Origin of the sequence: Pseudomonas sp. LAM2023, from assembly GCF_016620375.1 — a bacterium.
GTDB lineage: Bacteria > Pseudomonadota > Gammaproteobacteria > Pseudomonadales > Pseudomonadaceae > Aquipseudomonas > Aquipseudomonas anuradhapurensis.
The window spans coordinates 16225-29117 of record NZ_JAENHV010000015.1 but is presented as its reverse complement, the minus strand read 5'-3'; the positions used below and the strand labels follow the sequence as shown (position 1 = coordinate 29117).

Annotated in this window: 10 protein-coding genes; all 10 read right to left on the bottom strand. The window is 63.5% G+C overall.

The genetic code is table 11. The annotated features are described in order from the left end of the window. Nucleotides 1–40: 40 nt before the first annotated feature. Nucleotides 41–1705: a glucose-6-phosphate isomerase gene (pgi, locus tag JKP78_RS05790; RefSeq protein ID WP_186686725.1), complete on the bottom strand. Its 1665-nt coding sequence runs from the start codon at nucleotides 1703–1705 to the stop codon at nucleotides 41–43. A 184-nt stretch (nucleotides 1706–1889) separates the two neighbouring features. Beyond that, complete coding sequence (gene panC, locus JKP78_RS05785; protein ID WP_170032723.1) at nucleotides 1890–2753, bottom strand: pantoate--beta-alanine ligase; 864 nt, start codon at nucleotides 2751–2753, stop codon at nucleotides 1890–1892. Then, nucleotides 2750–3550, bottom strand: a complete 801-nt coding sequence (panB, locus tag JKP78_RS05780) for a 3-methyl-2-oxobutanoate hydroxymethyltransferase (RefSeq protein WP_170032721.1) — start codon at nucleotides 3548–3550, stop codon at nucleotides 2750–2752. The genes panC and panB overlap by 4 nt, the downstream gene beginning before the upstream one ends. A 259-nt stretch (nucleotides 3551–3809) precedes the next feature. Continuing rightward, nucleotides 3810–4289, bottom strand: coding sequence for a 2-amino-4-hydroxy-6-hydroxymethyldihydropteridine diphosphokinase (gene folK, locus JKP78_RS05775; RefSeq protein ID WP_186686727.1), 480 nt, complete (start codon nucleotides 4287–4289; stop codon nucleotides 3810–3812). Beyond that, the gene (locus JKP78_RS05770; protein ID WP_200626221.1) at nucleotides 4286–5674 is read right to left on the bottom strand and encodes a polynucleotide adenylyltransferase PcnB; all 1389 of its coding nucleotides are present in this window, start codon (nucleotides 5672–5674) and stop codon (nucleotides 4286–4288) included. The genes folK and JKP78_RS05770 overlap by 4 nt, the downstream gene beginning before the upstream one ends. A gap of 838 nt (nucleotides 5675–6512) precedes the next feature. Then, nucleotides 6513–7952, bottom strand: coding sequence for a sigma-54-dependent transcriptional regulator (locus JKP78_RS05765; RefSeq protein WP_170032715.1), 1440 nt, complete (start codon nucleotides 7950–7952; stop codon nucleotides 6513–6515). A 4-nt stretch (nucleotides 7953–7956) separates the two neighbouring features. Further along, on the bottom strand, nucleotides 7957–10932 hold the full coding sequence (locus JKP78_RS05760) for a sensor histidine kinase (RefSeq protein ID WP_186686733.1): 2976 nt from the start codon (nucleotides 10930–10932) through the stop codon (nucleotides 7957–7959). Beyond that, nucleotides 10916–11092: a hypothetical protein gene (locus JKP78_RS05755; protein WP_003250005.1), complete on the bottom strand. Its 177-nt coding sequence runs from the start codon at nucleotides 11090–11092 to the stop codon at nucleotides 10916–10918. Before JKP78_RS05755 ends, JKP78_RS05760 begins: the two co-directional genes overlap by 17 nt. Before the next feature lie 245 nt (nucleotides 11093–11337). Beyond that, nucleotides 11338–12225: a tRNA glutamyl-Q(34) synthetase GluQRS gene (gene gluQRS / locus JKP78_RS05750; protein ID WP_186686762.1), complete on the bottom strand. Its 888-nt coding sequence runs from the start codon at nucleotides 12223–12225 to the stop codon at nucleotides 11338–11340. Nucleotides 12226–12287: 62 nt separating this feature from the next. Further along, entirely contained in the window at nucleotides 12288–12731 is a 444-nt protein-coding gene (gene dksA / locus JKP78_RS05745) for an RNA polymerase-binding protein DksA (protein WP_046613112.1), read from the bottom strand. Nucleotides 12732–12893: the final 162 nt, after the last annotated feature.

Here is a 12893-nt window from a genome sequence, read left to right as displayed (position 1 = left end):
CAAGGCCGCTCCTGCACGGAGCGACCGAGTGGCGTTGGGATCAACCGCGGTGACGGCCGCGGAAGTAGTTGATCAGGCCCTGGGTGGAGCCGTCCTCGGCGCTGTCTTCCAGGCTGCCGACCAAGCGCTGGTAAACGCCCTTGCCCAGCTCCTTGCCCAGTTCCACGCCCCACTGGTCGAAGGCGTTGATACCCCAGATCACGCTCTGCACGAACACCTTGTGTTCGTACATCGCCACCAGGGCGCCCAGACGGCGTGGGCTGATGCGCTCCACCACCAGGGTGTTGCTCGGGCGGTTGCCCGGGATCACCTTGTGCGGTGCCAGCTTCTCGATGTCCGTTTCATTCAGGCCCTTGGCGCGCAGCTCGGCCTCGGCTTCCTCGCGGGTCTTGCCCAGCATCAGCGCCTGGCTCTGCGACAGGCAGTTGGCGTACAGCCACTGATGATGGTCGGCGACCGGGTTGAAGCTCACCACCGGCACGATGAAGTCGGCCGGAATCAGCTGGGTGCCCTGGTGCAGCAGCTGGTGGTAGGCGTGCTGGCCGTTGCAGCCGACGCCGCCCCAGATCACCGGGCCGGTATCGGTCTTCACCGGGGTGCCATCCTGCAGCACGCTCTTGCCGTTGGACTCCATGTCCAGCTGTTGCAGGTGCTTGGTGATGTTGCGCAGGTAATGGTCGTACGGCAGGATCGCGTGGCTGTTCGCGCCCCAGAAGTTGCCATACCAGACGCCCAGCAGGGCCAGCAGCACTGGCATGTTCTTTTCGAACGGTGCGGTCTGGAAGTGCTGGTCCATGGTGTAGGCACCAGACAGCAGTTCCTTGAAGTTGGCCATGCCGATGGCCAGTGCAATCGGCAGGCCGATAGCCGACCACAGCGAGTAGCGCCCGCCTACCCAATCCCACATCGGGAAGATGTTCTCTTCGCGGATGCCGAAGGCCACGGCGGCGGCCTTGTTGCTGGAAACGGCGATGAAGTGGCGGTACAGCTCGGCTTCCGAGCCGCCCTGGGCCAGGTACCAGGTGCGTGCAGCCATGGCGTTCTTCAGGGTCTCGAGGGTGTTGAACGACTTCGACGAGACGATGAACAGGGTGGTTTCAGCACGCAGGTTGGCCGACAGCTCGTGGAATTCGCTGCCGTCGATGTTCGCCAGGTAGTGGCAGCGCACGCCGCGTTGGGCATAGGGCAGCAGCGCTTCGGAGACCAGTTCGGGGCCGAGGAACGAACCACCGATGCCGATGTTGACCACGTCGGTGATCGGCTTCTCGCTGTAGCCGCGCCATAGGCCGTCATGGATGCGACCGACCAGTTCGGTGATCTGGTTGAGTACCTTGTGCACTTCCGGCATGACGTTCACGCCGTTGACGCTGAGCTTGTCGCCCACCGGGCGGCGCAGGGCAGTGTGCAGCACCGGGCGGCCTTCGGAGGCGTTGATGATTTCGCCGCTGAACATCGACTTGATGGCATCTTGCAGGCCGACCTGGTCGGCCAGGTTCACCAGCAGGTCACGGGTCTGTTCGGTGATCAGGTTCTTCGAGTAGTCGAGGAACAGGCCACAGGAACTCAGGGAGAACTGGTCGAAACGTTTGGCATCGGCGGCGAAGGCTTCGCGCATGCTGAAGCCTTGCATGGCGTCGCGGTGTTGCTGGAGCGCCTGCCAGGCGGGCAGGGCCGTCACATCGTGGGGTGTACGGTAATACGCCATTGCGCGGGGTTCCCTTGGTGCGTGGTGATGCCTTGGACACGGCAGTCATTGCCGGGTTCAGGCTGGCATCATTATAGGCAAAGGCCACTGGCAGGGAATGGCTATGGCAGAGGTAATTTGGGGCGTTTTGCGCCCCTGCAGGAGCTGGCTTGCCTGTGAATGGGCTGCAAGGCAGCCCATGCAGTTACGCGGTCTTCTCTTCCACATGCAAGTACAGGTTGTCGATCAACCGCGTGTTGCCCAGGTAAGCCGCCGCGATCACCACCAGGTCGCGGTCATCGATCATTGCCGGACGCAGGCTCACGGCATGGCGCACTTCCAGGTAGTCCGGGCGGAACCCCGCGGCAGTCAGTTGCGCCTGACCTTCGGCAACCAGCGCCGCGAAATCACGCTGGCCCCGGCCAATGGCCGCAGCGATATGCTGCAAGGTGCGGTATAACGCCGGTGCCGCAGCCCGCTGCTCAGGTGTCAGGTAACCGTTGCGCGACGACAGCGCCAGGCCATCTTCGGCACGCACGGTAGGCTCGCCGATGACCTGGATCGGCATGTTCAGGTCGCGCACCATGGCGCGTATCACCGCCAGCTGCTGGAAGTCCTTTTCGCCGAACACGGCAAGGTCGGGCTGGACCATGTTGAACAGCTTGGTGACCACGGTAGCCACGCCTTCGAAATGCCCGGGCCGGCTGGCGCCGCACAGGCCTTCGGAAAGCTGGGGAACGCTGACGCGGGTTTGCACGCTCATGCCGTCGGGGTACATTTCGTCGACGGTGGGCGCGAACAACAGGTTGCAGCCGGCCTGCAACAGGCGCTCCTGGTCGGCGGCCAGGGTGCGCGGGTATTTGTCGAGGTCTTCGTTGGCGCCGAACTGCAGCGGGTTGACGAAGATGCTGGCGACCACGAAATCGGCCCGCTGCGCGGCCTTGGTTACCAGGGCCGCGTGGCCGCTGTGCAGGTTGCCCATGGTCGGCACGAAGCCGATGCGCTTGCCTTCACTCCGGGCGCGGGCAACGGCGGCACGCAATTCGCGGACGGTCTTGACTGTATTCATGCACTGAACCCGTGTTCGCTGCCAGGGAAGCTGACCTGCTTGACTGCCTCGACGTAGGCGACGAGGGCGCTGTGGATATCCGGCTGGCCTTGCATGAAGTTCTTCACGAACTTCGGTACGCGACCGCTCAGCGACAGGCCGAGCATGTCGTGCAGGACCAGCACCTGGCCATCGGTGCCGCTGCCGGCACCAATACCGATTACCGGAATACCGACGGCACTGGTGATTTCCGCCGCCAGTTCGCTGGGCACGCATTCGAGCAGCAGCATGGCCGCACCAGCCTGCTCCAGGGCGATGGCGTCGGCACGCATCTGCCGGGCCTGGGCTTCCTGGCGGCCCTGGACCTTGTAGCCGCCCAGGACGTTGACGGTTTGCGGGGTCAAGCCCATGTGCGCGCATACCGGCACGCCACGCTCGGCCAGCAGGCGGATGGTCTCGGCCAGCCAGGCAGCCCCTTCGATCTTGACCATGTGGGCGCCGGCCTGCATCAGCGTGGCACTGTTGGCAAAGGCCTGTTCCGGGGTGGCATGCGCCATGAACGGCAGGTCGGTGAGGATCAGCGCGCCGTCATTGCCGCGTTTGACGCTGGCGGTGTGGTAGGCCATGTCCGCGGTCGTTACCGGTAGGGTGCTGTCGTGGCCTTGCAGGACCATCCCCAGCGAGTCACCCACCAGCAACACTTCGACACCGGCCTGGCTGGCGGCCTTGGCGAAGGTCGCGTCGTAGCAGGTCAGCATGGTGATTTTTTCACCCTTGGCCTTGAGGCCATTGAGGGTGGTCAGGGTTACTTCAGGCATGTAGGAAATTCCTCGTTCAGGCGCTGTAAAAAACGACTGCATTCAACGCGTAGTCATCTTCCGGAGCGGCACATCATCGCGCGTGATGTTCGGGCACAGGTCCGTCCGGGCCTAAATACGGGTAGCGGCACTTCGGTGCCACACGGGACGCCTATAGTCGTGAGCGAGGTGGGGGAAGTCAATCACCCTGTTACCGCATTGTTACGTTCAGGGTGTTACTGGCGTTACCGCGCCGCTGTACACGGCTGAAACGCCCGGTCTACAGGCGTTCGAGGCCGACGAACGGGCACTCTTCGAGCAATTGCGCCAGGGCGCGGCCGTCGGCCAGACGGAAATCGCCCGGTACCAGTTCGGCCAGCGGATACAGCACGAAAGGCCGGGCATGCATGTGGTAATGCGGCACCTTCAGGCGCGGTTCATCCAGCACCTGGTCGCCGAACAGCAGAATGTCCAGGTCCAGTGTGCGCGGGCCCCAGCGCTCCAAGCGCACACGGCCCTGGTCATTTTCGATGGCTTGCAGCGCATCGAGCAGGGCCAAGGGCGGCAAGGCGGTGTCCACGGCGGCGACGGCATTGGTGTAGCGCGGTTGCCCTGGCAGCAGCGAGTCACTGGTGTAGAGGGCCGAGGCCGCCACCAGGCGCGTGCTTTCTACCTGGTCCAGTGCCTGCAGGGCATTGCGCAGCTGCTCGGCAGGTGCGTCCAGGTTGCTGCCCAGGCCGATATAGGCGCGGGTGGTCACTCGAATGCCTCGTCGCCGCCGCGCTTGCGCTTGCCCCCGCTGCGCTTGCGTTTACGTGGGCCGGCGCCGGTGCCTTCATCACGGCTGCCCAGCTCGCGGATCATCTCGCGGCGCTCGCTGTCGTTGGCATCCTGGTAGTCGGTCCACCACTGGCCGAGTTCGTCGGTTTCTTCCCCGGCGCTTTCGCGCAGCAGCAGGAAGTCGTAACCGGCGCGGAAGCGCGGGTTGTCCAGCAAGATATCGGCGCGCTTGCCGCTGCGCCGTGGCAGACGTTCCTGCATGTCCCAGATCTCGCGGATCGGCAGGGTGAAGCGCTTGGGGATGGCGATGCGTGCGCATTGCTCGGCGATCAGGTCGTGGGCTGCACCGTTCATGGCCGGGATGGGCGGCACGCCCTGGGCTTGCAGGTGCAGCACGCGGGCCGGCAGGGCTGGCCACAGCAGCGCGGCGAAGAGGAACGCCGGGGTTACCGGTTTGCCTTGCTTCACGCGCAGGTCGGTGTTGTGCAGCGCCTGGCTGATCAGGGTATGGGTGTAGGTCGGGCGCTCGTCCAGGGCATGTGCACTGGCCGGGAACAGCGGTTCGAACAGCTGCAGGTCGACCAGCATTTCGAAGGCGATGGCGCCCTGGCCGGAGAGGAACAGCTTGAGGCTCTCCTCGAACAGGCGCGCCGGCGGAATCTCGCGCAGCAGCGGTGCCAGTTCGCGCACCGGCTGGACCGTGTGCTTTTCGATACCGAAGTCGAGCTTGGCGGCAAAGCGCACCGCGCGCAGCATGCGCACCGGGTCTTCCTGGTAGCGATGGGTCGGGTCACCGATCAGGCGCAGCAGGCGGTTACGGATATCGTGCACGCCATTGGCATAGTCGAGGATGCGCTCGCTGACTGGGTCGTAGTACAGGGCATTGATGGTGAAGTCGCGGCGTTGCGCGTCCTCTTCCAGGGTGCCGTACACGTTGTCACGCAGGATACGGCCGCTGGCATTGTGCGACGAGCGGTGGCTGTCGCCCTGGTCGTCTTCCGAGTGGTGGGCGCGGAAGGTGGCGACTTCGATGATCTCACGGCCGAAATGCACGTGGACCAGCTTGAAGCGGCGACCGATGATGCGCGCGTTGCGGAATTCGGCACGGACCTGTTCGGGGGTAGCGCTGGTGGCGACATCGAAGTCCTTGGGGGTGATGCCAAGCATCAGGTCGCGGACACAGCCACCGACCAGGTAAGCCTGGTAGCCGGCGCTCTGCAGGCGTTCCACGATGTTCACCGCATGGCGGCTGAACTGGTGGCGCTGCAGCGAATGCTGGCTCTTGTTGATCACCTCAGGTGTGGTACGCCTGTGATGCGGGCCCGGTACGGGCGGGCGGAACGACTGGAACAGCTTCTTCAGCATGGGATGCACTGTTTGAAGGAATGTTCGGCCAAGAATAGGAGAATGGCCGCATGATGGGCGGGGATTCTAGCATTTACTCAAGGAATGGTGTAGGCGGGTAGCAGGATGCCTGCCGGAACGGTAGAAACGACAAGGGGAGCCTAAGCTCCCCAAGAAGTCGTTGCGTGCTCTTATTGTTTTTTTGCTGGGCTTCTTGTTTTTGTTGAGCGCCCTGTCCACAAATCTCGAAGCTTGTGGACGACCCCCAAGCCAGGGGTTAAGAGCAAACGGATTGCTTTGGCCGCTGATGTCACGTTGATCGGTTGATCCAACCAGTTCAGGCGCTGCTTTGAGTGCAGTTTTTGTTGTTCTCTGCCTGGTTGTGGGGCAAACCCCAAACACGCATCCTCTCCAAAAGAATCAGTTAGCTGCGCCTCCGCCGTCTTGTTTTTATTGTGCGTGAGCCGTTTCGTCTTGTTCTTATTCTGAGTTGCAGTGCTTGTTATTGTTCTTGTACCAGACATATAGCAGGTGCCGTGCCAACTTTTGAAAACCCAGCAAAATCAAGGGTTTGAGGCGTTCGTGGGAAATTTCGCAGGCTGAAAATGTCGAAATTTCGTTACCGTATGCCTCGGCAACTGTTACGGCGGTCAAGGCCGGGTAACAGATTTCCGTGGGGGCTGATGTGTTACCTGGGGTGGGGGCGCTGGTTTTGCCGGCCCTTTCGCGGGCAAGCCCGCTCCCACAGGAGTTGCCACCCTCTAGGGCAGGGAAATTCCTGTGGGAGCGGGCGTGCCCGCGAAGAGGCCGGAGAGGTTGTAGCCAGGGGCAGGAGGAACCTCCCGCCCCGGTAGATCGGTTACTCGCTGGTAGCGTTGCTCTTGCGCCGCGGTATGCCCAGGCGCTGGCGGCGTTCCCACAGGCACTTGCGGCTGACCCCGAGCTTGCGGGCCAGCTCGGTTTCGGTCATGTGGTCCTGGTGCTCGAGCACGAAGTGCTGGAAGTAGTCTTCCAGCGACAGGTCCTCGGTCGGTTCGTGGCTGGCGTTGGCCGCACTCGACACAGCCAGGGCGTTGTCGAGGATCTCGTCCTCCTCCAGGTCGCTCAGCTCGATATCGATGCCCAGCAGGTCGGCGGAAATTTCTGCACTCTCGCTGAGGATTACCGCGCGCTCGACGGCGTTTTCCAGCTCCCGCACGTTACCCGGCCAGCTGTAGTGACGAATGGCCTGCTCGGCTTCGGCCGAGAAGTGCAGGTCGTCACGGCCGATACGCGCGCTCTGGCGGGCCAGGAAGGCGCTGGCAATTTCGTTGACGTCACTGCCGCGCTCGCGCAGGGCCGGCAGCTTCAGGGCGATCACGTGCAGGCGGTAATACAGGTCTTCACGGAACTGGCCGGCCTTGGCCAGGTTCTTCAGGTCGCGGTGGGTTGCGGCGATCAGGCGCACATCGACCTTCTGCGACTGCACCGAACCGACCCGGCGAATTTCGCCTTCCTGCAGCACACGCAACAGGCGGGCCTGGGCTTCCAGCGGCAGTTCGCCGATTTCGTCGAGGAACAGGGTACCGCCGTCGGCGGCTTCCACCAGGCCCGCCCGCCCGGCACTGGCGCCGGTGAACGCGCCTTTTTCGTGGCCGAACAGCTCGGACTCGATCAGCGTTTCCGGGATGGCTGCACAGTTCACCGAGATCATCGGTGCCTTGGCCCGGCGTGACAGGTTGTGCAGGGCGCGGGCCACCAGCTCCTTGCCGGTACCCGACTCGCCCTGGATCAGCACGTTGGAGTCGGTGGGCGCGACCTTGCGGATCTTGCTGTACATATCCTGCATCGGTGGGCAGGAACCGATGATGCCGATTTCGCCATTGGCCGGGGCGCTGCCCTTGTCGGCCGGGGCCGCCTTGCCATTGCTGGCGCGCGGCTCGGCAACCGGTGCGCTGGCCGGGGCGTTCTGCCGGTCGCGCAGGATACGTGCCACGGCCTGGAGCATCTCGTCATGGTCGAAGGGCTTGGCGATATAGTCCACCGCACCCATTTTCATCGAGTCGACCGCCGAGCGCAGGCTGGCATAGCTGGTCATGATCAGTACCGGGGTACCTTGGCCGAGCTTGATCAGTTCGGTGCCGGGTGCGCCTGGCAGGCGCAGGTCGCTGACGATCAGGTCGAAGGTGGCAATGCTGAAGCGTTCCTGGGCTTCCTGCACCGAGCCGGCTTCGCTGACCTGGTACTGGTTCCGTTCGAGCAGGCGACGCAAGGCCGAGCGGATGATGGTTTCGTCTTCGACGATCAGAATGTGCGGCATTGATTCAATTCTCTCGACGGTCTCGAATTTCAGGGGACGTCGCTACGACATGCCGGGGCAGGGTCACGCGGATCCGGGTGCCACGTTGCCGTTCGATATCGGCAGGGCTGTCGATGGTGATTTGCCCATAATGCTCTTCCACGATGGAATAGACCAGAGCGAGCCCCAGTCCGGTTCCTTCGCCCGGGTCCTTGGTGGTGAAGAAGGGTTCGAACAGGCGGTCCATGATGTTCTTCGGGATCCCGCTGCCTTCGTCCTCGACGATCAGGTCGACGGTGTGCTCGTTGACCTCGCTGCGCACGCGCACGGCACTGCCGGGCGGCGAGGCGTCGCGGGCGTTGGAGAGCAGGTTGATCAGCACCTGGGCCAGGCGCTGCGGGTCCCCTTCGACCCAGTGGTCCGGGTCGCAGAGGTTGAAGAACTGTACTTCGAAATTGCGCCGGTTCAACGCCAGCAGACCAATGGCGTCCTGCGCCACTTCGGCCAGGCACACCGGCTCTTCGCTGTTCTGGTGGCTGCCGCCGGCATGAGCGAAGCTCATAAGCGACTGGACGATGCGCGAAACCCGCTTGGTCTGTTCCAGAATCTGGCTGGACAGCTCGATGATTTCACCGTCGTCCTCGCGTTCCTCGCGCAGGTTCTGTGCCAGGCAGGCGATGCCGGTGATCGGGTTGCCGATCTCGTGGGCCACGCCAGCCGCCAGGCGGCCGATGCTGGCCAGGCGTTCGGAGTGTACCAGCTTGTCCTCCAGCGCCTGGGTTTCGGTGAGGTCCTCCACCAGCAGCACCAGGCCGCTGTTGCCTGGTGCCAGCGGCTCGTCGATCGCCGCCTTGTGCAGGTTCAGCCAGCGCGGCTGGCCATCCAGCGCCAGGCGCTGCTTGTGCAGGTGTTCGTCGGGCACGTTGATGAACCCTTGCAGCAGGCCGCGCCAGGGCTCGTCGATGGTGACCAGGCGCGAGCCGACCACGTGCTTGGCGGCGATGCCGGTGAGCTCCTCCATGGCCTTGTTCCACATCAGGATTTCCTGGTCCTTGGCCAACGAGCAGACGCCCATTGGCAGTTCTTGCAGGGTCTGGCGGTGGTAGCGGCGCAGGGCGTCGAGTTCGGCGGCCAGGCCGGTCAGGCGCGAGTGGTAGTCTTCCAGGCGGCTTTCGATGAAGTGGATGTCCTCGGTCACGTAGTTTTCGTTACCGGACTTGTACGGCAGGAAGGTCTCGACCATGTCCTGCGCCACACTCGGCCCCATCAGGCCGGACAGGTTGGCCTCGATACGGTCGCGCAGGCGGCGCAAGGCATAGGGGCGGCGCTCATCGAACGGTAGATAGAGGTCGCGCAGGGCCTGTTCCACTTCCTTTTGTGCGGCCTTGGCGCCCAGTGGCTTGGCCAGCTGAGTGGCGAACTCCTGCGGCGAGGCGGCGTGCAGCTCGCGGCGTTGCGGGCGGCGCACGTTGTCCACCGCGCAGGCCTCGGCTGCGCTGACTTCTTCGGTACTGGCATTGGTGAACAGCGAGATCAGGGTGAACAGCAGCACGTTGGCCGCCAGCGAGGCGATCGCCGCCATGTGCCAGCTGGTGTCGTCCAGTACGTAGATCATGTCCAGCAGCGGGATGTAGAAGCCCTGCAGGTTGCCCAGCAGCGGCAGCAGCATGGTCACCATCCACACCAGGGTACCGGCCAGCAGGCCGGCGATGAAGCCGCGGCGGTTGGCGGTGGGCCAGTACAGCACCGACAGCACGCCGGGCAGGAACTGCAAGGTGGCGACGAAGGCGACGATGCCCAGGTTGGCCAGGCTCTGGTGGTTGCTCTGGGTCAGGTAGAACATGAAGCCGGCGGTGATGATGGCGACGATCAGCGCGCGGCGGGTCCACTTCAGCCAGCGGTAGATATTGCCTTCGGCCGGCGGCTGGTACAGCGGCAGCACCAGGTGGTTGAGGGCCATGCCGGACAGCGCCAGGGTGGTGACGATGATCAGCCCGCTGGCAGCCGACAGGCCGCCGATATAGGCCAGCAGTGCCAATGCCTGGTTGTTGGCGGCAATCCCCAGGCCCAGGGTGAAATACTCGGGATTGGTGCTGGCGCCCAGGCGCAGACCGGCCCACAGCACCAGCGGTACGGCCAGGCTCATCAGCAGCAGGAACAGCGGCAGGCCCCAGCTGGCACTGACCAGCGAGCGCGGGTTGAGGTTTTCGGTGAAGGCCATGTGGTACATGTGCGGCATGACGATCGCCGAAGCGAAGAACACCAGCAGCAAGGTGCGCCATGGCCCTTCCTGCAGCGGGGTATGCAAGGCCGCCAGGGCAGTCTGGTTCTGCAGCAGCCATACCTCCAGCTGGTGCGGGCCGCCGAACACGCCATACAGGGCATACAGGCCGATGCCGCCCAGCGCCAGCAGCTTGATCACCGACTCGAAGGCGATGGCGAAGACCAGCCCTTCGTGTTTCTCGCGGGTGGCGATGTGCCGCGAACCGAAGAAGATGGTGAACAGGATGATCAGGGTACAGAAGGCGAAGGCCACCCGGGCCTTGACTGGTTCGCCGGTGAGGATGCTGATCGAATCGGCCACTGCCTGGATCTGCAGGGCCAGCAAGGGCAGCACGCCGATCAGCATGAAAATCGTGGTCAGCGCCCCGGCCCAGGTACTGCGGAAGCGGAACGCCAGCAGGTCGGCCAGCGATGACAGCTGGTAGGTGCGGGTGATCTTGAGGATCGGATAGAGCAGTACCGGTGCCAGCAGGAACGCGCCGGACACGCCCAGGTAACAGGCGAGGAAGCCGTAGCCGTACTGGTAGGCCAGGCCGACCGAGCCATAGAAGGCCCAGGCACTGGCGTATACACCCAGCGAAAGGGTGTAGGTCAGCGGATGGCGAATGATCGAACGTGGGATCAGGCCCCGTTCGCTGATCCAGGCCACGCCGAACAGCACCATCAGGTACGCGGCGCTGATCAGGATCATCTGGGTCAGGCTAAAGCTCATCGGCATCTCGTTGGCTCTGCAGGATGAAGGTGACGACGATCAGGATCAGCCAGAGCAGGTAAGGGCGGTACCAGGCTCCGGTCGGTTCGATCCACCAGTCCATGATGGCCGGGGAGAACAGGTAGATCCCCACGACCAGAAGCAGGACCAAACGATAGATGTACATGCTGGCCTCGATGGTTGGGCGCTGCGGGCTTGGACTTATTATTGGCGCAAATGGCTGGGGGGATGCTAGCGGGAATCCATGGGGTTCGCCAAGGGGTTGAATTTATTGGGCTTTTGTTTTTGCGGGGTGGGTTGCCCGTGCCGGCCTCTTCGCGGGCGCGCCCGCTCCCACAGGTAAACCACAAATCTTGAAGGTGGTGTAGTTCCTGTGGGAGCGGGCGTGCCCGCGAAGAGGCTGGTAATGCCTCAGCGCAAATCAGCCTCTGGCACCGTGGTGCGCTGTGCAATCGCCTCGGGTTTCCACTGCTTGCGGGCCACTGCCAGCACTTCGGCCGGTGTCGCCAGCAACAGCTCGGGGTCGGTCTCCTGGCCCAGCGCCCGCAATGCCCGCAGCAACAGCGGCGTGGCATGCTCCGCCTGCAGCGGCGGCGAACGGTACGATTTGCCCAGTTTGTGTCCATCCGGCTGGACGATCAGCGGTATATGCAGGTAGCGCGGTTGCGAAAAGCCCAGCAACTCTTGCAGGTACAGCTGGCGCGGGGTGTTGTCGAGCAGGTCGGCGCCGCGCACGATGTCGGTAACACCCTGCCAGGCATCATCCAGTACCACCGCCAGCTGGTAGGCATACAGCCCGTCGCGGCGCTGGATGACGAAATCCCCTACCTCACGCCCCAGGTGTTGCTGGAACTCGCCCTGCACCCGGTCGGTAAAGCGATAGATCAGTTCCGGTACCCGCAAGCGGATCGCCGCGCCTTCACGCGCATGCCCGGCGTTGCGACAAAAACCGGGGTAGATGCCGTTGTAACCCTCCAGCTGCTTGCGCGAGCAGGTACAGGCATAAGCCAGGCCCATGTTGAACAGGCGATCGACCACTGCGCCGTAGGCGTCGTGCCGCTGGCTCTGGAACACCACTTCGCCATCCCATTCCAGGCCATAGCGCTCCAGCGTTTGCAGGATGGCATCGCGGGCACCGGGCATTTCCCGCGGCGGGTCGGTATCCTCCATGCGCAGCAGCCAGCGGCCGTTGACGGCGCGGGCATCGAGCCAGGAGGCGAGGGCGGCGACCAGCGAGCCGAAGTGCAGGAAGCCGCTGGGAGTGGGGGCGAAACGCCCGATGTAACGGGTATCGGTCATGGTCAGGCTGGGCATGAAATGAAACGGGGCGCATGATGCGCCCCGTCCGGATGGAAGAAGGATCAGCCTTTGCCGACCGTCTTTTCCTTTTTCTCGGCAATTTCCTTGCAGTCGAAGCACAGGTCCGCAGTAGGACGGGCTTCCAGGCGACGCAGGCCGATCTCGATGCCGCACGATTCGCACCAGCCGTACTCGTCGGCCTTGATCTTTTCGAGGGTCTTGTCGATCTTCTTGATCAGCTTGCGCTCGCGATCGCGGTTGCGCAGCTCCAGGGCGAATTCTTCTTCCTGGCTGGCGCGGTCGGCCGGGTCGGGGAAGTTGGCTGCCTCGTCCTTCATGTGGTCCACAGTGCGGTCGACACTTTCCATCAAGTCTCGCTTCCAGGCGCCGAGAAGCTTGGTGAAGTGCTGTTTCATGGGCTCGCCCATGTACTCTTCACCCTTGGTTTCTACGTAGGGCTCGACACCGTACATGGTCTGGGCTTTTTGCTTTTCTACGGTGGACATGAATAGACCGCCTCTCACTCATCTGATCCAATGCGCAGGCTGCTCCATCTCCGGCACCCGCCGGCCCTGCGACTGCGAGCCGCCGAACTTACCAGATAGATCGGGGGTGCGCTACCCCGCCCGATCTTGCTGATTGACACCGGCCTGAGCGGTACGTTCGAT

Coding starts and splice junctions, on each gene's coding strand:
- pgi (WP_186686725.1), bottom strand. CDS start 1,705: ATGGCGTATTACCGTACACCCCACGATGTGACGGCCCTGCCCGCCTGG.
- panC (WP_170032723.1), bottom strand. CDS start 2,753: ATGAATACAGTCAAGACCGTCCGCGAATTGCGTGCCGCCGTTGCCCGC.
- panB (WP_170032721.1), bottom strand. CDS start 3,550: ATGCCTGAAGTAACCCTGACCACCCTCAATGGCCTCAAGGCCAAGGGT.
- JKP78_RS05770 (WP_200626221.1), bottom strand. CDS start 5,674: ATGCTGAAGAAGCTGTTCCAGTCGTTCCGCCCGCCCGTACCGGGCCCG.
- JKP78_RS05765 (WP_170032715.1), bottom strand. CDS start 7,952: ATGCCGCACATTCTGATCGTCGAAGACGAAACCATCATCCGCTCGGCC.
- JKP78_RS05760 (WP_186686733.1), bottom strand. CDS start 10,932: ATGCCGATGAGCTTTAGCCTGACCCAGATGATCCTGATCAGCGCCGCG.
- JKP78_RS05755 (WP_003250005.1), bottom strand. CDS start 11,092: ATGTACATCTATCGTTTGGTCCTGCTTCTGGTCGTGGGGATCTACCTG.
- gluQRS (WP_186686762.1), bottom strand. CDS start 12,225: ATGACCGATACCCGTTACATCGGGCGTTTCGCCCCCACTCCCAGCGGC.
- dksA (WP_046613112.1), bottom strand. CDS start 12,731: ATGTCCACCGTAGAAAAGCAAAAAGCCCAGACCATGTACGGTGTCGAG.